The organism is Bradyrhizobium sp. ORS 86 (genome assembly GCF_045571475.1).
Taxonomy (GTDB): Bacteria; Pseudomonadota; Alphaproteobacteria; order Rhizobiales; family Xanthobacteraceae; genus Bradyrhizobium.
This window is the reverse complement of the sequence record NZ_CP120699.1, coordinates 909035-930974: the sequence shown is the minus strand read 5'-3', so window position 1 is coordinate 930974 and position 21940 is coordinate 909035. Positions and strand designations below refer to the sequence as shown.

The window sequence follows — 21940 nt, the reverse complement described above, 5'->3', positions numbered from 1 at the left end:
GACCGACGCCGATCGTATTCAATACATGGACCAAAAAAACGAGGTGGGGAAACCATGGCAGCAGTACGCCTGTCGCTGGCGGCGCTCTTGCCGGCGCTCGCACTGATCGTGACGAGCTGCAACGTCGCAATGGCCCAGAAGACCTACGACACCGGGGCCAGCGACACCGAAATCAAGATCGGAAATATCATGCCTTATAGCGGTCCCGCCTCGGCCTACGGCGTGATCGGCAAGACCGAGGCCGCGTACTTCAAGATGATCAACGATTCCGGCGGCATCAGGGGCCGCAAGATCACCTTCATCTCCTATGACGACGGCTACTCGCCGGCGAAGACGGTGGAGCAGGCGCGCAAGCTGGTCGAGAGCGATGGAGTGCTGCTGGTGTTCAACTCGCTCGGCACCGCGACCAACTCCGCGATCCAGAAATACATGAACGAGAAGAAGGTGCCGCAGCTCTTCGTCGCGTCGGGCGCTTCGAAATGGAACGCTCCCAAGGTATTCCCATGGACCATGGGCTGGCAGCCAAGCTACCAGGACGAGGCGCACATCTACGCGAAGTACGTGATCAAGCATAAGCCGGACGCCAAGGTCGCCGTGCTCTACCAGAACGATGATTTCGGCAAGGATTATCTCAAGGGCCTCAAGGATGGTTTCGGCGACAAGGCCGCGATGATCGTCGCCGAAGAGAGCTACGAGACCTCGGAGCCCGCGATCGACAATCACATCGTCAAGCTGAAGGCCTCCGGCGCCGACACCTTCATCAACATCGCGACACCGAAATTCGCAGCGCAGGCGATCAAGAAGGTCGCCGAGATCGCGTGGACGCCGCTGCAATTCGTCGCCAACGTCTCGGCTTCCGTCGGCGGCGTGATGCAGCCCTCGGGATTCGAGAACACGCAAGGCATCATCTCGGCCGCCTATCTCAAGGACGGATCCGATCCGCAATGGAACAGTGACCCGGGCATGCAGAAGTTCTTCGCCTTCCTCAAGGAGGACTATCCCGAAGCCAACAAGCTCGATGGCGCGACCGCCTTCGGTTACGCCGCAGCGCAGACCATGGTGAAGGTGCTGGACATGTGCGGTGACGACCTCACCCGCGCCAACATCATGAAGCAGGCTGCTAGCCTGAAGGGCTTCGCCCCCGACACGCTGCTGCCGGGCATTACCGTCAACACGTCGGCGACGGATTTTGCGCCGATCAAGCAGCTCCAGTTGATGCGCTTCAAGGGCGAGAAGTGGGAACTGTTCGGCGACATCATGTCGGGCGACATGAGCAACTGAGCCGGCACAGGCCAGGCGTTCCCAAGCCTGCACCTTCGACTAAATGACGCCCCCCGCGATCCGGTCGCGGGGGGCTTTTTGTTGCTGGTGCCAGGCGAAAGGTATTCAATGCCGCAAGGAGCCGCGAAGTGCTCCCAATCCAACAAACATGACACATTCACCGTGATCCAAGGGAGATCAAAATGCCTGCTATCCGTTTGCGATTGGGGGCTGTTTCGGCTGCCCTCGCGCTGCTCGCAGCAACCACGACCCCCTCCATCGCACAGAAGAAATACGACACCGGCGCCTCCGACACCGAGATCAAGATCGGCAATATCATGCCTTACAGCGGTCCGGCGTCCGCCTACGGGGTGATCGGCAAGACCGAGGAAGCTTTCTTCCGCATGATCAATGCCGAAGGCGGCATCAACGGCCGCAAGATCAACTTCATCAGCTATGACGACGCCTACACGCCGCCGAAGACGGTGGAGCAGGCGCGCAAGCTGGTCGAGAGCGACGAGGTGCTGCTGATCTTCAATTCGCTCGGCACGCCGCCGAACTCGGCGATCCAGAAATACATGAACCAGAAGAAAGTGCCGCAGCTGTTCGTCGCCACCGGCGCGACCAAGTGGAACGATCCGAAGGACTTCCCCTGGACCATGGGCTGGCAGCCCAACTACCAGAGCGAGACCCAGATCTATGCAAAGGACATCCTGAAGAACCACCCGAACGCCAAGATCGCCGTGCTCTACCAGAACGACGACTACGGCAAGGACTATCTGAAAGGTCTGAAGGACGGGCTCGGCCAGAAAGCTGCATCGATGATCGTCGCCGAGGACGCCTACGAGGTGACGGAGCCGACCATCGACTCCCACATCGTCAGGCTCAAGGCGTCCGGCGCCGACGTCTTCGTGAACATCACGACGCCGAAGTTCGCCGCGCAGGCGATCAAGAAGAACGCGGAGCTCGGCTGGAAGCCGCTGCACTTCCTCAACAACGTCTCGGCCTCGATCGGCAGCGTGATCAAGCCGGCCGGCTTCGAGAACTCACAGGGTATCATCTCATCGCAATACCTGAAGGACCCGACCGATCCGCAGTGGAAGAACGATCCCGGAATGATCGCCTGGAACAAGTTCCTGGATAAGTACTATCCGGATGCCAACCGCTCCGACGCCTCGGTGATGTATGCCTATACGGTTGCCCAGGGGCTGGTGCATGTGCTGAAGGCCTGCGGCGACAATCTGACCCGCGCGAACGTCATGAAGCAGGCGGCGAGCATTCACGACCTCGAGCTCGGCGGACTACTGCCGGGCATCAAGGTCAACACATCGCCGACCGACTTCGCGCCGCTGTCGCAGCTCCAATTGGTGCGTTTCAAGGGCGAGACCTGGGAGCGCTTTGGTGACATCCTGAGCAGCGATGTCGGTGGTTAAGCTTTGAGGGCCGACTAAAGACGCAGCCCCTGCGGCAATGTCGCAGGGGCTTTTCGTTGAGGCGGCCGGGGTAAGATGATAATCACGGCGAACAACAAAAGAGCCTTCGAAACAGGAGGCCGCGACACATCAGTCCGATCACAGGGAGAGAGACTTAATGTCCGCTACCAGAGGTTTTGCGGTCCTTGCGGCCGCGTTTGCGCTCGTCGCCACATCGGGTGGTGCGGCGCTTGCCCAGAAGAAATACGACACCGGGGCCAGCGACACCGAGATCAAGATCGGCAACATCATGCCTTACAGCGGCCCCGCGTCCGCCTACGGCATCATCGGCCGCACCGAGGCCGCCTACTTCAAGAAGATCAACGACGCCGGCGGCATCAACGGCCGCAAGATCAACTTCATCTCCTATGACGACGCCTATTCGCCGCCAAAGGCCGTGGAGCAGGCCCGCAAGCTGGTCGAAAGCGACGAGGTGCTGCTGATCTTCAACTCGCTCGGCACGCCGTCGAACTCGGCGATCCAGAAATACATGAATTCCAAGAAGGTGCCGCAACTGTTCGTCGCGACCGGCGCCACCAAGTGGAACGATCCGAAGGACTTCCCCTGGACCATGGGCTGGCAGCCCAACTACCAGAGCGAGACCCAGATCTACGCAAAATACATCCTGAAAAATCTGCCGAACGCCAGGATCGCGGTGCTCTATCAGAATGACGACTACGGCAAGGATTATCTGAAGGGCCTCAAGGACGGGCTCGGCCAGAAGGCGGCGAGCATGATCATTGCCGAGGAGAGCTTCGAGACCTCCGAGCCGACCATCGACAGCCACATCGTCAAGCTGAAGGCCAGCAACGCGGACGTCTTCATCGACATCGCGACGCCGAAATTCGCCGCACAGGCGATCAAGAAGGTCGCCGAGGTCGGCTGGAAGCCGACTCACTTCCTCAACAACGTCTCAGCCTCGGTCGGCAGCGTGCTCAAGCCGGCCGGCTTCGAGAACGCCCAAAACATCATCTCGGCGGCATATTTGAAAGATGCGTCCGACAAGCAGTGGGACAATGACCCCGGCATGAAGGAGTTCTACGCCTTCATGGCCAAGGATTTCCCGGAAGGCGACAAGCTCGACGGTGGTACCGTGGTCGGCTACGGCGTGGCGCAGACGCTGGTGCAGGTGCTCAAGCAGTGCGGCGACAATCTCACCCGCGAGAACATCATGAAGCAGGCCGCGAGCCTCAAGGACTTCCGCACCGAGGTGCTGCTGCCCGGCGTCAAGATCAACACCGGTCCGACCGATTTCGCCCCGATCAGCCAGCTTCAACTGATGAAATTCAAGGGCGAGAAGTGGGAACTGTTCGGCGACGTCATCAGCGCCGACGTCGGCGGCTGACCTCCTGCCCGAGTCGAATGATGCAGCCTCCCGCGATACCGTCGCGGGAGGCTTTCGTTAGCCATAAGCCCCGTCCGCCCACCCGGAAAAGGCCCGCCAGTAACGCTGCCTGCTTACACTCGGCCTGGCAATGCGCTAGGTAACCGGCGGCAGACCAACAAGAAACCAGCCGTCTCAGAAAGGCGGCAGCAAACAAGGAGCCTTCAGGATATGCCGATGCCGATCCGACGCCGTGTCGCAACCGCCCTTCTCGGCCTCGCCGTCGCCGCCGCGACCGGCAGCGCCGCGCTGGCGCAGAAGAAATACGACACGGGTGCGAACGACACCGAAATCAAGATCGGCAACATCGTGCCCTATAGCGGCCCGGCTTCGGCCTATGGCGTGGTCGGCAAGGCGATGGCCGCCGTGTTCAAGAAGGTGAACGACGACGGCGGCATCAACGGACGCAAGATCAACTTCATCTCCTATGACGATGCCTATTCACCGCCGAAGGCGGTCGAGCAGGCCCGCAAGCTCGTCGAGAGCGACGAGGTGCTGCTGCTGTTCGGCACGCTCGGCACCGCCTCCAACACCGCGATCCAGAAATATCTCAACGCCAAGAAGGTGCCGCAACTGTTCGTCGCAACCGGCGCGACCAAGTGGAACGCCCCGAAAACCTTCCCGTGGACCATGGGCTGGCTGCCCAGCTACCAGAGCGAGTCGCTGATCTACGCGAAATATCTGCTCAAGGAGAAGCCCGCCACCAACGTCGCGGTGCTCTACCAGAATGACGACATGGGCAAGGACTATCTCAAGGGCCTGAAGGACGGCTTCGCCAGCGATTCTTCGCGCATCGTCGCCGAAGAGAGCTACGAGGTCGCCGAACCCACCATCGATTCCCACGTGGTGCGGCTCAAGTCGTACAATCCCGACGTCGTCATTTTCTTCACCACGCCGAAGTTCGGCGCGCAGGCGATCAAGAAGCTCGGCGAGATGAACTGGAAGCCGGTCACCATCGTCTCCAACGTGTCGGCCTCGACCGCGACGGTGATGCGGCCGGCAGGGCTCGACAATGCGCAGGGCGTGATCTCGGCGGCCTATGCCAAGGATGCCAGCGATCCGCAGTGGAAGGACGATGCCGGCATGAAGGCCTTCGACGAACTGCTCGCCAAGTACATGCCCGACACCAACCGCGTCGATTCCTCGGCGATGACCGGCTACAACATGGCGACCACCATGGTCGAGGTGCTGCGCCGCTGCGGCGACGACCTCACCCGCGCCAACGTGATGGCGCAGGCGGCGAGCCTGAAGCAGTTCGCGCAAGGAGGCCTGCTGCCGGGCGTGACGCTGACCACCGGTCCCGGCGACTTCCAGCCGATCGAGCAACTCCAGCTCATGCAGTTCAAGGGCGAACGCTGGCAGTTGTTCGGTGACGTCATCAGCGGCGAGATCGCCGGCAATTGACCGCTCTCACGAAGGCCATACCATGACCGACCGACGTCCCTTCCTGCGTTCGATCTTCGATGCGGCGGTCGCCGCTGCGCATCCCGACGTCGTGCTGGCGCCGCGGCTGCGGCCGGCACCGAAGGGACGGGTGATCGTCCTCGCCGCCGGCAAGGGCGCCGGCGCGATGGCCGCGGCGGCCGAGCGCCACTACCTCGATGCGCTCGGCCTCGACCCGGCGCGGCTGGTCGGCCTCGCGACCACCCGCCATGGTCATGGCGTGCCGACGCGGCGCATCAAGGTGGTCGAGGCCGGCCATCCGGTGCCCGATGAGGCCGGCTTGAAGGCGGCCGACGATACGCTGCGGCTCGCCGCCGAGGCGACGCCTGACGATCTGCTGCTGGTGCTCCTGACCGGCGGTGGTTCGGCGAACTGGATCGCGCCGGTCGAGGGTGTGAGCTTTGCGCAGAAACAGCAGGTCAACCGGGCGCTGCTGCGCTCGGGTGCCCCGATCGGCGAGATGAACACCGTCCGCAAGCATCTGTCGCGCATCAAAGGCGGGCGGCTGGCCCGCGCCGGCCAGCACGCCGCCGAGATCGTCACGCTCGCGATCTCCGACGTTCCGCATGACGATCCCTCCGCGATCGCATCTGGACCAACGGTCCCCGATCCGACCACGCTGGCGGATGCCCGCGCTCTGGTCGCCAAATACAATCTCTCGATCGACGATGCCGTGCGCCGCGCGCTCGATGATGCCGGCAATGAAAGCTGCAAGCCGGGCGACCCCGCTTTCGCCCACGCGACCTTCGAGCTGCTGGCGAAGCCGAAAGCCTCGATCGATGCCGCGGTGAAGGTCGCGCAGGACGCCGGCTACGCGACGATTGCGCTCGGCGCCGATCTCGAAGGCGAGGCCCGCGAGGTTGCGGCCGAACATGCGCGCCTCGCGCTCAAGGCCCGCAGCGAAGGCAGCCGCGTTGCGATCCTGTCCGGCGGCGAACTCACGGTGACCGTGCGCGGCAACGGCCATGGTGGTCCCAACCAGGAATACGCGCTGGCGCTTGCCGATCTGCTGAAGGACACACCCAACGTATCGGCGCTGGCCGCCGATACCGATGGCGCCGATGGCGGCGCCGGCAGCGCCACCGATCCGGCTGGCGCCATGATCGACCAGGTGACATTCGCGAAGATGAAGGCGATGGGCCTCGATCCCCGAGCATATCTCGAGAACAACGATGCCACCGGCTTCTTTGCACGAACCGGCGATCTGCTGCTGACCGGCCCGACGCTGACCAACGTCAACGATGTCAGAGTAATCTTGGTCGACTGATCGATCGTCATTCCGGGGCGCGCGTCAGCGCGAACCCGGAATCTGGAGATTGTGGCCTGAGATTCCCCGATGCGCAATTGCGCGTCCGGGTTCGTCGCTGCGCGACGCCCCGGAATGACAGACTTCAAAACTCCTGCGCGAGCTTGGCCAGCATTTCCAGCAGCGCGGCGTGATTGGCGGGGCCGAGCACCTCGATCAGCCGCGCCTCGTGCTTGTTGGCAACGAGCTTCTTGGCGCGCGCCAGCACCGCGCGCCCCTTGTCGGTCAGGACCAGGATGTGAGAGCGGCGGTCGTTGGTGGAGCGCATCCGGGCACAGAGGTCGCGGCTCTCCAGCGCATCGAGCATCGCGACGAAGTTCGGCCTGAGGATGCCGAGCGTGTTGGCGATCTCGGTCTGGTTGCGGCCGGGATTCTTGTCGAGCAGGAGGAGCACCGAGAACTGCGCCGGCGTCAGTTGCAGCGGCGCGACGCAGCGCAGGAAGTCCTCGAACACCTTGAGCTGCGCACGCTTCAGCGAATAGCCGAGCAGCCCGGACAGCTCGCCCAGTTGCAGCATGCTGTCGTCCCCGACAGCATCGACCGGTTCCCTGCGCAGGGCACGCGGCAGTCTGACGGCATCGGAGGCGGTCTTGGAAACAGTCATCGCTCCAGGCTCGCAATCCCGCTACAAGGATCCCGCGCGACGTTCGGGGATCTTGAGATTATATTCGATAATTGTTATCCACTATATCAAATATCGGCCGCCATCAACAGCCGATATCGGCCGACCTGACCGGCATCAACGGTTGCGGCGGCCCGACGCTTAAGGGGGAGCGCTCGGCCTTGAACACAACGATCATGCTGTTCCTGCTGCAGGACGGCATCACCAACGGCGCGATCTACGCACTGCTCGGGCTCGCCCTGGTGCTGGTGTTTGCGGTCACGCGGGTGATCCTGATCCCGCAGGGCGAATTCGTCACCTATGGCGCGCTGAGTTACGCGATGCTGGCAACCGGGCAGGTGCCGGGCACCGTGCAGCTCGCTGTCGTGATGGGCCTCGTTGCCTTCGCGCTCGACCTGTTCTTCGCGCGCAAGTCACTGCATGCGCGGCTCGTCATGCGCTCGGCCGCGCTCAACATCGCCTTCCCTGTCGCGCTGCTTGGCCTCACCTACGCACTGGTCGGACCCAACACGCCGGTCGCGATCAACATCGCCCTGGCGCTCCTGATCGTGGCGGCGATCGGACTGTTCCTCTATCGCATCGCGTTTCAGCCGATCGCGCACACCTCGGTGCTGGTGCTCTTGATCGCCTCGGTCGGCTGCCACCTCGCGCTGCAGGGCCTTGGCCTGGTGTTCTTCGGTGCCGAGGGCTTGCGCGGGCCGGCGCTGTCGAATGCCGCGGTGACCGCGGGGCCGCTGCGCTTCACCGGACAGAGCCTCGCGGTGTACGGCCTGACGGTGGCCGCCATCGTCGCGCTGTGGCTGTTCTTCGGCTTCACCAAGACCGGCAAGGCGCTGCGCGCCTCTGCCGTCAACCGCCTCGGCGCCCGCCTCGTCGGCATCCGCACCACGCTGTCCGGCCAGATCGCATTCCTGCTCGCCTCCGTGATCGGCGCGATCTCCGGCATCCTGATCGTGCCGATCACCACGCTCTATTACGACACCGGCTTTCTGATCGGCCTGAAGGGCTTCATCGCCGCCATCATCGGCGGCCTCGTCAGCTATCCCTTGACCGCGGTGGCTGCGATCCTGGTCGGCATCGTCGAGGCCTTCTCGTCGTTCTACGCCAGCAATTTCAAGGAAGTCATCGTGTTCTTCTTGATCCTTCCCGTGCTGGTGCTGCGCTCGCTCGCAGCGCCAGAGGTCGAAGAAGAGAAGGATTGAGCGTGATGACGCAGCGGCTTCCCCTCATCATCTTCGCGCTCGTGATGGCGGCGATCCCGCTCATCCCGGGCATTCCGCCGTTCTGGATCGTGCTGTTCGATAATATCGGCCTCGCCGCGCTGGTCGCGATGGGGCTGGTGCTGCTCACCGGCGTCGGCGGCCTCACCTCGTTCGGCCAGGCCGCGTTCTGCGGCTTCGGCGCCTACACCACCGCGGTGCTCACCACGGCCTACGGCGTCTCTCCATGGCTGACACTGCCGGCCTCGCTGCTGGTCAGCGGCATTGCCGCCGTGCTGCTCGGCATCGTCACCGTGCGGCTCTCCGGCCATTACCTGCCGCTCGGCACCATCGCTTGGGGCATCGGCCTGTTCTATTTGTTCAGCAAGCTCGAATTCCTCGGCCGCAATGACGGCATCTCCGGCATTCCGCCGCTCTCGATCGGCTCGTTCAAGATGCTGAGCCCGGATGCGATCTACTACGCGATCTGGGTCGCGGTGCTGCTGGCCGCGCTGCTGACCATGAATCTGCTGGCCTCCCGCACCGGACGCGCCATCCGCGCACTGCGGCGCGGACATATCGCCGCCGAAGCGTTCGGCGTGCAGACACCGCGCGCCAAGCTTCTGGTGTTCATCTATGCCGCGGTGCTGGCCGGCCTGTCCGGCTGGCTCTATGCGCATTTCCAGCGCGCCGCCAACCCGACGCCGTTCGGCGCACAGGCCGGTATCGAGTATCTGTTCATCGCGGTCGTCGGCGGCGCCGGCTATGTCTGGGGCGCCGTGCTTGGTGCCGGCATCGTCGTGGTGCTCAAGGAGGTGCTGCAGAGCTACCTGCCTTACATATTCGGCGGCCAGAGCCAGCTCGAGACCATCGTGTTCGGCATCATGCTGGTGCTGCTGCTCCAGCTCGCACCATCAGGTGTCTGGCCGTGGCTGATGTCATGGCTGCCGTTCAAGCCGGTCCGCAAGACGCCTGACACGTCGCTGAAGCTGGAACACCGCGAACGGGCGCCCGGGTCGTCATCGGTGCTGTTGCGTATCGAGAAGGCGCGCAAGCAGTTTGGCGGCGTGATCGCCGTCAACGACGTCTCCTTCGACGTGAACGCCCGCGAGATCGTCGCCCTGATCGGCCCGAACGGCGCCGGCAAGAGCACGACCTTCAACCTGATCACCGGCGTCTTGACCGCGACCAGCGGCGCGATCTCGGTGCTTGGCCGCAAGGTCGAGAACGCGCCGCCGCAGGAGATCGTCAAGCTCGGCGTGTCCAGAACCTTCCAGCACGTCAAGCTGGTGCCCGACATGACCGTGCTCGAGAACGTCGCGATCGGCGCGCATCTGCGCGGCAATTCCGGCGCGATCTCCAGCATGCTGCGGCTCGACCGCACCGACGAGGCGAAGCTGCTGGCCGAAGCGGCCCGGCAGATCGAACGGGTCGGCCTGTCCGACCAGATCGACCAGCTTGCGGGCTCACTCTCGCTCGGGCAACAGCGCATCGTCGAGATCGCGCGCGCTCTGTGCGTCGATCCGATGCTGCTGCTTCTCGACGAGCCGGCCGCGGGCCTGCGTCACATGGAAAAGCAGCGGCTCGCAACCCTGCTGCGACAATTGCGCGACGGCGGCATGTCGGTGCTGCTGGTGGAGCACGACATGGGCTTTGTGATGGACCTCGCCGACCGCATCGTGGTGCTCGATTTCGGCACCAAGATCGCGGAGGGCACGCCGGCCGTGATCAAGACCAATCCCGCCGTGATCAAGGCCTATCTCGGAGCCGCAGCATGAGCGCGCTGCTATCGGTTGCCGACGTCCACATCTCCTACGGCAAGGTCGAGGCCGTGCGCGGCGTGTCGCTCGATGTCGCCGAGAAGGAGATCGTCACCATCATCGGCGCCAACGGCGCCGGCAAGACCACGCTGCTCAACGCCGTGATGGGAATCCTGCCGCTAAAGGGACGCACGACATTCGCCGGCACTGACCTGGCCCCGCTCGACATCGAGGACCGCGTCGCCACCGGCCTGAGCCTGGTGCCGGAGCACCGCGAATTATTCGGCACCATGAATGTCGAGGACAATCTGGAGCTCGGCGCCTTCCGCATCCCGAAGACGACCGCGGCAACTTCGCTCGAGCGGGTCTACATGCTGTTTCCGCGCTTGAAGGAGCGGCGCAGGCAGCTCGCCGGCACGCTGTCCGGCGGTGAGCAGCAGATGCTGGCGATGGGCCGCGCGCTGATGGGCGCGCCGAAGCTCTTGATGCTGGACGAGCCGAGCCTCGGGCTCGCCCCGATTATCGTCGCCGATATCTTCCGCATCGTCGGCGAGCTCCGCGCCGCCGGCGTCTCGGTGCTGCTGGTCGAGCAGAATGCGCAGGCGGCGCTGCAGATCGCCGACCGCGCCTATGTGATGGAGCTGGGCGAGTTCGTGCTCAGCGGCTCGGCCGAGGAGATCGCCGCCAACAAGGGCGTCGCGGCGAGCTATCTCGGCTTCCAGCACGAAGGCGAGACCGCGATTTAGAGCATCGCTCGCACTGTAGGGTGGGCAAAGGCGCGCGGGCGCCGTGCCCGCCATTAGCACTCCGCGCGTGATGCTGGGTACGCTTCGCTTTGCCCACCTACGAAAAAAGCCGGTCTCGACGAGACCGGCTTCTTCGTTTCACAGGTCAGCAACCAGCTTACATCGCCGGGACGTACTTCCCATCCTTCACCGTCAGCAGGATGCGCGAGCGGTCGTCGAGACCGTAGCGGTCCTTTTCGGTCCAGTTGTAGACGCCCTGCGTGGCGACGATTTCCTTTTCCGAGATGAACGCCTTGCGAATTGCGTCACGGAATTCCGGCGTGCCGGGCTTCGCCGTCTTCAGCGCCACCGGGACGACGCGCTTCAGCACCTCGAAGGCGTCGTAGGAGTGGCCGGCGAACTGGCTGCGGCTGTTCGGACCGTATTTCGCCTCATAGGCGGTGTTGAGCGCGAGGCCGGGCTTCTTGGTCAACGCGCTGTCGGGCTGCGTCTCCGGCGACATCACCGGACCCGCCGACATGATGACGCCCTCGGCGGCCGCACCCGCGATACGGATGAAGTCCATGCTGGCGGCGCCGTGGGTCTGGTAGATCAGGCCCTTGTAGCCGCGCTCGCGCAGCGCGGTCTGCGGCAGCGCCGCGGCGGTGCCGGAGGCGCCGATCAGGATCGCATCGGGATTGGCGGCGACGAGCTTCAGCACCTGGCCCGCCACCGAGGTGTCGGGACGCGCGAAGCGCTCCTCGTCGGTCATCGTCAGGCCCATCGGCACCGCCTGGTTTTTGAAGTCGTTGACCCAGAGGTCGCCGTAGGAATCGGAGTAGCCGATATAGCCGACCGTCTTGATGTTGTGCGCCTTCATGTGCTCGTAGAGCACCTTGCCCATGATCGGAATCGACTGCGGCAGGTCGACGGACCACTTGGCGCGCGCCTCGTTGATCGGGAACGGCGCCAGGCCGAGATGCGGAATGCCGGCTTCGTTGGCGACCGTCGACACCGCGATCGACGGCGGCGTGGTGCAGGAGCCCATGATGATGTCGGCCTTGGACTCGGTGACAAAGCGCCGCGCATTGGTCGTGGCAGCGGTCGGGTCGCCGCCGTCATCGAGCACGATCAGCTTGAGCGGCACGCCGCCGATCTCCTTCGGCACGAAATCGAGCGCGTTGCGTTCGGGGATGCCAAGCGCTGCGGCGGGCCCCGTGGTCGAGATCGAGATACCGATGGTGATTTCGCTCGTCTGTGCCAACACCGGCGAACCCGGCAGCGCGACGGCCGCCGCGAGCGCCGCGGCGGCGAAAGTGGCCTTCCTCATCTATTCCTCCCTGCGGATAGTTCTTTTGAGTTTAAAACCAATTTTGCGGGCAAATTCAGCCCCTTCTTTAGGTCATGGAGGGGCTGCGGATCAGTCCTTCATGAAACGGTCAACGATCTCCTGCGGAAACGGCGCCGATTTCAGCTTGCTCGGATCATCCGGGTGACGGCCGACCAGCACCCGGGTCTCGAATGCCTCGATCGCAAGCGCCTCGCCCTTGAACACGCGGTGCACCACCTCGAAGCTCGAGCGCTTGATGCTCTCGATCCGGCTCTCGATGGTGATCCAGTCACCATGGGTCGACGGAATGTGGAATTTCGCCCGCGTGTCGACCATGGGAATGCCGACCAGCCCGTATTTGTGGATGATGTCCTGCTTCGAGAAACCGGCTGCCTCGAACATGATCGAGGTCGAATCGTCGAACATCGCGAAGTAGCGCGGGTAGTAGACAATATTCGCGGGGTCGCAGTCGCCCCACTGAATCTGCACGTCGCGTCGATGAACGAACATGGTTCTGTCCTCGATCACACTACGATCTTGTCGGTCCCGATCATGCTTTACCGCGGCGCCATCCGGAGCGCGGCATCGAGCCGCACCACTTCGCCGTTCAGATAGGGGTTGTCGATCATGTGCAGTGCCAGCGAGGCGAACTCGTCGACTTGTCCCAGCCGGCGCGGGAATGGGATCGCGGCGGACAGCGAATCCTGCGCCTCCTGCGGCAGGCCGGCCAGCAGCGGGGTGAGGAACAGGCCGGGCGCGATGGTCAGCACGCGAATGCCGAACTGCGCAAGCTCGCGGGCGATCGGCAGCGTCATCGCGACGATGCCGCCCTTCGAGGCCGAATACGCCGCCTGCCCGATCTGGCCGTCATAAGCAGCGACGGAAGCCGTGCAGATCACGACGCCGCGTTCGCCTGTCGCAAGCGGCTCCAGCTTGGACATGTCGGCGGTCGCAAGCCGCAGCATGTTGAAGGAGCCGATCAGATTGATCTTGATCACCTTGTCGAAATCGCCAAGCGCCATCGGCCCCTCGCGGCCGATCACGCGCTTTGCTACCCCGATGCCGGCGCAATTCACCAGCACGCGCGCCGGGCCATGCGCCTTGGCGGCTTGCGCGACCGCGGCTTCGGCGGCAGTTGCATCGGCGACGTCGCAGACCAATGGAATGCCGCCGATCTCGGCCGCCACGCTCTCGGCGAGCTTGGCATTGAGGTCGCAGACCGCGACCTTGGCGCCTTGCGCGGCCAGCCGCCGCGCTGTCGCGGCTCCCAATCCCGATGCGCCTCCGGTGACGATGGCGGCCTGGTCCTTCAACTGCATGGCGGTTCTCCTCTTCGAAATCAGGTGAGCGTGATCACGGATGCCGGCGGCACCGACGCATAGAGTGTTTCGATCAGGACGTTGCGATGCTCCAGCACCGCGCGCTGATTGATCGAGCCCTTGTCGGTGACCTCGCCGCGATCGATCGACAACGGTGTGTCGAGCAGGACGGCGCGGGTAATTCGATTCGATGAACCGGTGGCACTGGCGAGAAATCGGGTAAAGCGCTCGCGGAAGGCTGCGCGCACCAAGGGATCGGCGGCAGCCGCGGCGACGTCGTTGACCGCAAGGTTGGGATTGATCAGGCGGCAACCATCGAGATCGAGGATGACGATTGCCGAAATCTCGTCGCGGTTGAGGCCCGCGATCACGACGTCGCGCACCAGCGGCGCGCAGGTGCCGACGAAGCGCGCCCGCAACGGACCGACACTGACCCAGGTGCCGCTCGCCAGCTTGAAGTCCTCGGCGATACGGCCGTCGAAGTCGAAGCCGGCAGCGAGATCGCCAGGACTCGCAGGCTTCAGCGCATCGCCGAATTTGTAGAATCCCTCCTCGTCGAAGGCTTTGGCGGTCAGCTCCGGCTGGCGCCAGTAGCCCGGCGTGACGTTCGGTCCCCTGGCGCGGACTTCCAGCTTGCCGTTGTTCGGCACGAGCTTGGCATCGTTGCCCGACACCGGAAGCCCGACATGGCCGGAGCGGCTGGTGTCGGGGCGCACCGACATGAAGAACGGCGAGGTTTCGGTCGCACCCAGGCCGGTCAGCATCGGCACCCGATAGCCCTTCTCCCGCACCGCAAGCTCGTCGAGGCTGTTCCAGACGAACGGCGACAGCGCCGCGCCCGAGAAGAACATCGCATGCAGCCGGTCGAAGAATTTCGCCCGCAAGCCCGCATCGTCGCGCAAATAAGGCAGCAGCGATTCGTAGCCCTTGGGAACATTGAAGTAGACCGTCGGCGAGATCTCGCGCAGGTTTCGCACGGTCTCCTCGATGCCGCCCGGCATCGGCTTGCCCTCGTCGAGATACATCGAGCCGCCATTGTAGAGCGTCAGCCCGATATTGTGGTTGCCGCCGAAGGTGTGATTCCACGGCAGCCAGTCGACGATCACCGGCGGCTCGTCCTTCAGGAACGCCAGCGTCTCGCGCAGCATCACCTGGTTGGCGCAGACCATGCGCTGGGTGTTGATGACGGCCTTGGGGTTGCCGGTCGATCCTGACGTGAGCAGGAATTTTGCGATTGTGTCCGGGCCGATTGCCTCGTGGACCGCGTCAAGGCGCGAATCTTCGGACGTCGCGAGGAGATCGGTCAGCCTGATGACGTCACGGCCGGGCACGCCACCGCGGCTCGCCGCGATCTCGATGCCCGCAGGTACGTTGGCGATCAGCGCATCTGCGAATTTGTCGGCGTCGTCGACGAAGACGAGGCCCGGCGTCAGCAGCGTGATCAAGAAATTGAGCTTGCCGTAATCGCGGGACACCAGCGAATAGGCCGGAGAAACCGGACAGAACGGAATGCCGGCATAGAGCGCGCCGAACGCGATCAATGCATGATCAATGGAATTGCCCGACAGGATCACGATCGGCCGCTCGGCGGACAGCCCGCGCGCGATCAAGGCCGACGCAAGACGCCTGGTGGTCTCAAGCAATTGCGCGTAGGTGATCTGGCGCCAGCCGCCGTCGGCCCTGCGCTCGGCCATGAACACGCGGTTCGGCTCGACCCTCGCCCAGTGATGCAGGCGGTCGGTGATGCGAATGGGATAGTCGGCAAGCTTCACCTTCGGGCGAAGGTAGATCGTGCCGTCGGCGCGACGCTCGACGGTGACCTCGGGATTGCCGAACGAGATCGGGCGCAACGGATGCGCGCTGGCGGCGGTCGCGGACGCGGGCGTCTCAGGCTTCGTGCTCATGTCGGCTTCACCTTGGCGGTCTTGCGGTCAAGGAATTCGCGGATGCGCCGCTTGGCTTCCTTGTCGCTCTGCGCGACGGTTGCCATCAGGGATTCCATCAAGAGCCCGGTCTGCGGATTGGCCTCCGCGATCATCGGCAACGCCTGCAGCACCGCGAAATTGGTCAACGGCGCGTTCGCCGCCACGCGTTCGGCGAGCTCGAGCGCTTTTGCCAGTGAGCCGCCGGTCTCGGTGAGATATTGCGAGAAACCGTAGGAGGCGCCTTCGGTCGCGGAATAGACCCGGCCGGTCAGCATCATGTCGGCCATCCGGGGCACGCCGATCAGACGCGGCAGCCGCACCGATCCGCCGCCACCGACGAAGATGCCGCGCTGGCCCTCCGGCAGCGCGAAATAGGCAGAAGGCTCGGCGACGCGGATATGCGCAGCGCAGGCAAGCTCGAGGCCACCGCCGATCACCGCGCCCTTCAGCGCGGCAATGACGGGCACGCGGCAATACTGGATGCGGTCGAACACGCGATGCCACATCTGGGAATGCACCAGGCCCTCGGTCGCGTCGCGCTCGGTCAGTTCGGACAGATCGAGCCCCGAGGAGAAGTGATCGCCAATGCCGTAGATGACGACGGCACCGATCGTATCGGGAATGGCGGAAAAGCAATCCTGCAGCGCAAGGATGATGCCGTCGTTGAGCGCGTTGCGCTTGGCCGGACGGTTGAGGCCCACGGTCAGCACCGCGCCGGACTGTTCGATCTTGAGCAGCGCCGTGTCGTCAGCGGCGGAGGCGTTTCCCATGGCGTTATTGTTTCCTGTTCAGAATAGTTATGTTTTATAACGATTAGCGCAGGAGTCAATATGGGCACGCGCGACTGTCGCGCCCGTCATCCTGAGGTGCGCGCGCAAGCGGGCCTCGAAGTATGCACGGCCCGGCTGTTGGCCGCCGCCCCTTCGAAACGGTCGCTGTGCGGCCTCCTCAGGGTGACGGTGATAGAGTTGATACGCATGACTCTCTCCACCCGTCGTCCCTGCGAAAGCAGGGACCCATAACCACAGGTGATTATTGTTGAACCATGACGGAACGACGAGTCTCGTTCACGACACAGACCGCGGAGTATGGGTCCCGGCTTTCGCAGGGACGACACCGAATGTTGGCGGATCCCGGCGGGTGAAACGAGCAAGTGTGCGACAGCGGCTCATAGCACCTGATGCACGTCGATCACGACGCGGTCGGCGTGGCGAGCGGCGGAGGCGACGAAGATATACTCCATCAGCCAGCGATATTTCTCGGCGCCGGTCTCGAACTTCGGCACGGTGCGGAAGTAGATCAGCTTCGGATCGACCGGCTCGCCGCGCTTCAGCTTCTGCAGCAGATCAACCGGCCCGAACCGGATGCCCTTGTTCTCGACATAGACCACGGCGCCGTCGTCGGTCTCGAAGGCATATTTCGCCTCCAGCTCGATCAGCTCGTTGGGCCGGATGATCTGGAAGTCGGCGCCGAAGCTCAGCACCTTGCCGTTGACCTGCTCGCCCCTCACCTCGCCGCCGATGATCGGGATGATGCGGCGAACGCCGGTCCCGATGTCGCCGGCGGAGGTGACGTCAGCAATGCGCGCCGTGATGGTGAAGACATATTTGGTCTGGAGATCTGGCGGCATAGGTCTAGCCAATCATACGCTGCGGCAACCAGGTCGCAAGCAGCGGGAACAGGATCAGGATCACCAGCCGGATCAGATCGGTGATCACGAACGGCAGCACACCGGCAAAGATGGTCGACATGTTGACGTCCTTGATCACGCTCTTGATCACGAACACGTTCATGCCGACCGGCGGATGGATCAGGCCGAGCTCGACCGTCATCACGATGATAATGCCGAACCAGATCGGGTCGAAGCCGAGCGAGGTAACGACCGGGAATACAATCGGCACGGTGAGGATCACCATCGCCATCGCGTCCATCAGGCAGCCCAGCACGATATACATCAGCAGGATCAGCGCCAGCACGCCATAAGGGCCGATGCCGAGTCCGGTGAGGAAGGCGGTGATGTTCTGCGGCGTCTGGGTGATGGTAAGGAAATAGCCGAAGCAGAGCGCGCCGATCAGAACGGTGAACACGGCGGCCGCGGTGCGCGTCGTTTGCAGCAGCGATTGCAGGATACCGTCCCTGGTAAGCCTGCCGCGGAGGACGCCGATGATGAAGGCGCCGACCGCGCCGACCGCGCCGGCCTCGGTCGGGACAAAGAAGCCGCCATAGAGGCCGCCGATCACGAACAGGAACAGCAGAAGCGGCGCCCAGACATCGCGCAGCGCCAGGACGCGCTCGGGCCATTTGGCCTTTGGCCCCGCCGGCAGAAATCCGGGCCGCGTCACGCCGATGATGCCGATCGTGATCATGTGCATGAGGATCGCGAGGAGACCCGGGACAACGCCGGCAATGAACAGCTTGCCGATGTCCTGTTGGGTGATGATGCCGTAGACCGCAAGTACCGTGGACGGCGGCAGCATCGCCCCCAGGGTGCCCCCGACCGCGATCACGCCGGTCGAGAACGATTGCGGATAGCCGAAGCGGCGCATCTCGGGATAGGCCACCGCGGAGAATGTCGCGGCGGTCGCGACCGACGAGCCGGAGATCGCGGCAAAGCCGCCGCAGGCGGCGATGGTGGCGATGCCAAGCCCGCCCTTCCAGTGACCGACGAAAGTGTTGGCGGCGCGGAACAACTCGCGGCTGATGCCGGAGACGGAGACGAAGGCGCCCATCAGCAGGAACATCGGGATCACGCCGAAGGAATAGTCCGTCACCGTGCGCATCGTGGTCTGGCCGACCAGCTTCAGCGCCGGCTCGAAGCCGGTGAGGTAGCCAAAGCCGGTGATGCCGACGAGGCCCATCGCCATGCCGACGGGCACGCGCAACAGCATCAGCACGAACAGGCTGACGAAGCCGATGACGGCAACAGACTCGCTGCTCATGGCCGGCTACTCCGCGGTCTTGATCTTGGCATCATGGATATCTTCCGGATGAAAGATCAGCCGGTAGGTGCGGATCGCAATCAGCAGCACCGCGGAGACGTCGCCGATCCACGACACCAGGAAGAACGGCCAGACCGGCACGCCGAGATCCATAGTGACGATGTGGCTGTTCCTGGTGTCGATTACCTTGTCGACCAATGTGTAGGTCTGGACCGTGACGACGAACAGCAGCACCAGCGTCGCGAAGATGTCGATCCAGCGCTGGTAGCGCGGCGAGGCATTGGCCCACACCAGGTCCACGGTGATGTGGGTGCCGCGATAGCTGGTCGCCGCGATGCCCCAGAAGATCAGGATGCCGAGCAGGAACTGGCCGAAATTGTAGTAGTCGGGGATCGTCACCGAGAAGAATTTGCGCATGAACACCGCGGTGAAGGTGTTGAGCGCAACGATGCCGACGAAGAATGCAGCGACCCATTCGATCGAATCGATGAAGCGGTCCATGAAATTCTTGCGGGCCGGCTCGGGCGGACCGGTGATCACGCCCTCTTGGGTCACTTCGGGATTGGCAGCCATGATGTCGGACGATCGCTGTCAAGCTGGGTGTCATTCCGGGGCGCTCGCAACGCGAGCGAACCCGGAATCTGGAGATAGTTGCAGAAGATTCAGGGTTCGCGCTGACGCGCGCCCCGGAATGACCAAATTACAGTCCGGCGTCGTACTTCTTCAGCGTCGCGTTCAAATCGGCCGCGATCTTGTCCGGATCGCCGCCGGCTTTCTTCACCGCCTCGGCCCAGCTATCGTGCAGCGGCTTGACCGCCTTCTTCCACTCGGCGAGTTGGTCCGGGGTCAATTGATAGACCTCGTGCCCGGATAGCGCCTTCATCTTGGTGCGGCCATTGGCCTCGAACTCGGTCCAGGGATCGGTGACCTTGGACGCCCATTCCGGCGTGCAGTGATCGTCGATCACCTTCTTCTGGGCAGCCGACATCGCGTTATATTTGGCAAGGTTGATGTTGTAGGTGAACACGGTCGTGTAGAGCGGCACGTCCATGTGGTACTTCACCACCTTGTCGATGCCGAACAGGAAGATCGAGCCCCAGGGGAAGGTGATCTCGTCGGCCACGCCGCGCTCGATGGCATCGCGCGATTCCGGCGCGGACGCCTGCACATTGGTGCCGCCGAACATCTTGACCATCTCGCCGATCGTGCTCTGCGCCGGGCGCACCTTCACGCCGTTGAGGTCGCTCGGCAGCAGGATCTTCTTCTTGCCGTGCAACGCGCCCGGATCATGGATGAAGGCGAAGCAGAGCTTGGTGTCCTTCATCTCGGTCGGCGCGTATTTGTGGTACCACTCGTTCAGCGCCAGCGTACCCTTCTTGCCGTCGGCAAACACGAACGGAAGCTGGCCTGCGGCCGCGATCGGGAAGCGGCCGGGCTGATAGCCGGGATTGACATAGGTGACGTCGGCGATGCCATCGCGCGCCATGTCGTAGTGATCGAACGCCTTGCCGAGCTGCTCGGACGGGAACACGGTGATCTTGATGGTGCCGCCCGAAGCCTTTTCGATATCGGCCGCCCAGGCCTGCGTCGCCGGCACCAGCGGATGCGCCGGCGGCACCCACAGCGATACTTTCAGATTGACGGTCTTGTCCTGCGCCACAGCAGGTGCAACAGCCGGCGTGACGCCCGCGGCCACGAGCAGCGCCAACAACGCCTTCCTCATCAGATATCCTCCCTCTCCATGACGGCGGGCTTCGCGCCCGGTCTCATTACTTAACATGTTACATAACTCGCGCGCACTTGTTCAAGACGAAATGCGCCCGCCGGACACCGCGCCGCACCGGAGGTCATCCGGCCGAATCGGTCTCTCGCATTGCGGCGAAGTCCCCTCACTGATCAAACGCGCTTTGCGAAGACTGTTATATGATATAATCACCATGGCAAGCCGACGACGGCACCCCGCGACGCGCGGGCCATGATCAAGCCTACCTTATCGGGAGGAGCGGGTATTGCGGACAAAAGTAGCAATCATAGGGGCAGGTCCGGCCGGACTGTTGCTTGGGCAACTACTTCATACTTTCGGCGTAGACAACGTGATCCTGGAACGGCAGACCCCGGACTACGTGCTGGGGCGCATCCGCGCCGGCCTGCTCGAGGAAGGCACGGTATCCCTGCTCGAGAAGGTCGGGGCTGCCGACCGCCTGCATCGCGAGGGTCTGGTCCATCACGGCGTCGAACTGGCGTTCGGCGGCGCGCGACACCGCATCGACATGCATGGCCTGACCGGCAAGACCGTGACGATCTACGGCCAGACCGAGGTCACGCTCGACCTGATGAACGCCCGCAAGGCCGCCGGGCTGACCTCCATCTACTCGGGCAGCGACGTCACGCCGCATGATTTCGGCACCGAGCATCCGCGCGTCACCTATGTGAAGGACGGCGTCAGCCATGAAATCGTCTGCGACTTCATCGCCGGTTGCGACGGTTTCCACGGCGTGAGCCGTGCCAGTGTGCCGGCGTCGGCGATCACGAGCTATGAGCGCGTGTATCCGTTCGGCTGGCTCGGCATCCTCTCGGAGACGCCGCCAGTCTCGCCGGAGCTGATCTACAACAACCACGAGCGCGGCTTCGCGCTCTGCACCATGCGTTCGACGCATCGCAGCCGCTATTACGTACAATGTCCCCTCGACGATCATGTCGATCAGTGGTCGGACGAGCGGTTCTGGGACGAGCTGAAACGCCGCGTCGACCAGAAGGCCGCCGACGAGCTGGTCACCGGCCCCTCGATCGAGAAGAGCATTGCGCCGTTGCGCAGCTTCGTCGCCGAGCCGATGCGGTTCGGCCGGATGTTCCTTGCCGGCGACGCCTCGCATATCGTGCCGCCGACCGGGGCCAAGGGCCTGAACCTCGCCGCCAGCGACGTGCATTACCTGTCGCAGGCGTTGCGCGAATATTACGACGAGAAGTCCTCAGCCGGCATCGACGGTTACTCTGCCAGAGCGCTGGCGCGGGTCTGGAAGGCGGTGCGCTTCTCCTGGTGGATGACCTCGATGCTGCACAAGTTCCCTGACGACGGCGAATTCGCCGCGCGGATTCAGATCGCCGAGCTGGATTATCTCGTGAGCTCGAAGGCGGCGTCGACGTCGCTATCGGAGAATTATGTCGGGCTGCCGTTTTAGGCGTATTTGCGGATATTTATCGAGCAGCGTCCTCTCCATACTCTCGATCGTCATCCCCCGCGCATGCGGGGAATCCA

At 63.6% G+C, this 21940-nt stretch carries 19 protein-coding genes; 9 read left to right on the top strand and 10 right to left on the bottom strand.

Translation table 11 applies throughout. The features are described 5' to 3' along the window. Positions 1-54: 54 nt before the first annotated feature. From P6U25_RS04200 to P6U25_RS04180, 5 genes are all read left to right on the top strand, one after another. A complete protein-coding gene (locus tag P6U25_RS04200; RefSeq protein WP_407150207.1) occupies positions 55-1281 on the top strand; it encodes an ABC transporter substrate-binding protein in 1227 nt (408 codons plus the stop codon). Positions 1282-1463: 182 nt separating this feature from the next. Beyond that, entirely contained in the window at positions 1464-2693 is a 1230-nt protein-coding gene (locus P6U25_RS04195; RefSeq protein WP_407150206.1) for an ABC transporter substrate-binding protein, read from the top strand. A 157-nt stretch (positions 2694-2850) separates the two neighbouring features. Continuing rightward, on the top strand, positions 2851-4077 hold the full coding sequence (locus P6U25_RS04190) for an ABC transporter substrate-binding protein (RefSeq protein WP_407150205.1): 1227 nt from the start codon (positions 2851-2853) through the stop codon (positions 4075-4077). A 210-nt stretch (positions 4078-4287) separates the two neighbouring features. Next, entirely contained in the window at positions 4288-5520 is a 1233-nt protein-coding gene (locus tag P6U25_RS04185; protein ID WP_407150204.1) for an ABC transporter substrate-binding protein, read from the top strand. Between the two features lie 22 nt (positions 5521-5542). Further along, positions 5543-6826: a glycerate kinase gene (locus P6U25_RS04180; RefSeq protein ID WP_407150203.1), complete on the top strand. Its 1284-nt coding sequence runs from the start codon at positions 5543-5545 to the stop codon at positions 6824-6826. A 124-nt stretch (positions 6827-6950) separates the two neighbouring features. Here P6U25_RS04180 and P6U25_RS04175 read toward each other — a convergent pair whose 3' ends face one another. After that, positions 6951-7469 (bottom strand): MarR family winged helix-turn-helix transcriptional regulator, encoded by a 519-nt coding sequence (locus tag P6U25_RS04175; RefSeq protein ID WP_407150202.1) that lies wholly within the window; start codon positions 7467-7469, stop codon positions 6951-6953. Positions 7470-7648: 179 nt separating this feature from the next. Here P6U25_RS04175 and P6U25_RS04170 point away from each other — a divergent pair, with 179 nt between their 5' ends. From P6U25_RS04170 to P6U25_RS04160, 3 genes are read left to right on the top strand one after another with little or no spacing between them, the layout of a single operon-like run. After that, the gene (locus P6U25_RS04170; RefSeq protein ID WP_407150201.1) at positions 7649-8689 is read left to right on the top strand and encodes a branched-chain amino acid ABC transporter permease; all 1041 of its coding nucleotides are present in this window, start codon (positions 7649-7651) and stop codon (positions 8687-8689) included. Between the two features lie 5 nt (positions 8690-8694). Continuing rightward, positions 8695-10464, top strand: coding sequence for an ABC transporter permease subunit (locus tag P6U25_RS04165; protein ID WP_407150200.1), 1770 nt, complete (start codon positions 8695-8697; stop codon positions 10462-10464). Beyond that, a complete protein-coding gene (locus tag P6U25_RS04160; protein ID WP_407150199.1) occupies positions 10461-11192 on the top strand; it encodes an ABC transporter ATP-binding protein in 732 nt (243 codons plus the stop codon). Before P6U25_RS04165 ends, P6U25_RS04160 begins: the two co-directional genes overlap by 4 nt. Before the next feature lie 157 nt (positions 11193-11349). Here the strand turns inward: P6U25_RS04160 and P6U25_RS04155 are convergent, their stop codons facing one another. The 9 genes from P6U25_RS04155 to P6U25_RS04115 all read right to left on the bottom strand — a co-directional run bounded on the left by P6U25_RS04155 (position 11350) and on the right by P6U25_RS04115 (position 20407). Beyond that, positions 11350-12501, bottom strand: a complete 1152-nt coding sequence (locus P6U25_RS04155) for an ABC transporter substrate-binding protein (RefSeq protein ID WP_407150198.1) — start codon at positions 12499-12501, stop codon at positions 11350-11352. A gap of 90 nt (positions 12502-12591) precedes the next feature. Further along, complete coding sequence (locus P6U25_RS04150; protein ID WP_407150197.1) at positions 12592-13011, bottom strand: acyl-CoA thioesterase; 420 nt, start codon at positions 13009-13011, stop codon at positions 12592-12594. Between the two features lie 47 nt (positions 13012-13058). Further along, positions 13059-13820, bottom strand: coding sequence for an SDR family NAD(P)-dependent oxidoreductase (locus P6U25_RS04145; RefSeq protein ID WP_407150196.1), 762 nt, complete (start codon positions 13818-13820; stop codon positions 13059-13061). A gap of 20 nt (positions 13821-13840) precedes the next feature. After that, on the bottom strand, positions 13841-15724 hold the full coding sequence (locus P6U25_RS04140) for a feruloyl-CoA synthase (RefSeq protein ID WP_407150195.1): 1884 nt from the start codon (positions 15722-15724) through the stop codon (positions 13841-13843). After that, a complete protein-coding gene (locus P6U25_RS04135) occupies positions 15721-16515 on the bottom strand; it encodes a crotonase/enoyl-CoA hydratase family protein (protein WP_407150194.1) in 795 nt (264 codons plus the stop codon). Before P6U25_RS04135 ends, P6U25_RS04140 begins: the two co-directional genes overlap by 4 nt. A 398-nt stretch (positions 16516-16913) precedes the next feature. Next, positions 16914-17375: a DUF3237 domain-containing protein gene (locus tag P6U25_RS04130; RefSeq protein WP_407150193.1), complete on the bottom strand. Its 462-nt coding sequence runs from the start codon at positions 17373-17375 to the stop codon at positions 16914-16916. Between the two features lie 4 nt (positions 17376-17379). Then, complete coding sequence (locus P6U25_RS04125; protein ID WP_407150192.1) at positions 17380-18684, bottom strand: TRAP transporter large permease; 1305 nt, start codon at positions 18682-18684, stop codon at positions 17380-17382. 6 nt (positions 18685-18690) lie between these two features. Then, complete coding sequence (locus P6U25_RS04120) at positions 18691-19257, bottom strand: TRAP transporter small permease (protein ID WP_407150191.1); 567 nt, start codon at positions 19255-19257, stop codon at positions 18691-18693. 127 nt (positions 19258-19384) lie between these two features. Then, a complete protein-coding gene (locus tag P6U25_RS04115) occupies positions 19385-20407 on the bottom strand; it encodes a TRAP transporter substrate-binding protein (RefSeq protein WP_407150190.1) in 1023 nt (340 codons plus the stop codon). A gap of 286 nt (positions 20408-20693) precedes the next feature. On the opposite strand from P6U25_RS04115, the gene pobA reads away from it, so the two are divergent. Further along, on the top strand, positions 20694-21863 hold the full coding sequence (gene pobA, locus P6U25_RS04110) for a 4-hydroxybenzoate 3-monooxygenase (RefSeq protein WP_407150189.1): 1170 nt from the start codon (positions 20694-20696) through the stop codon (positions 21861-21863). Positions 21864-21940 lie beyond the last annotated feature (77 nt).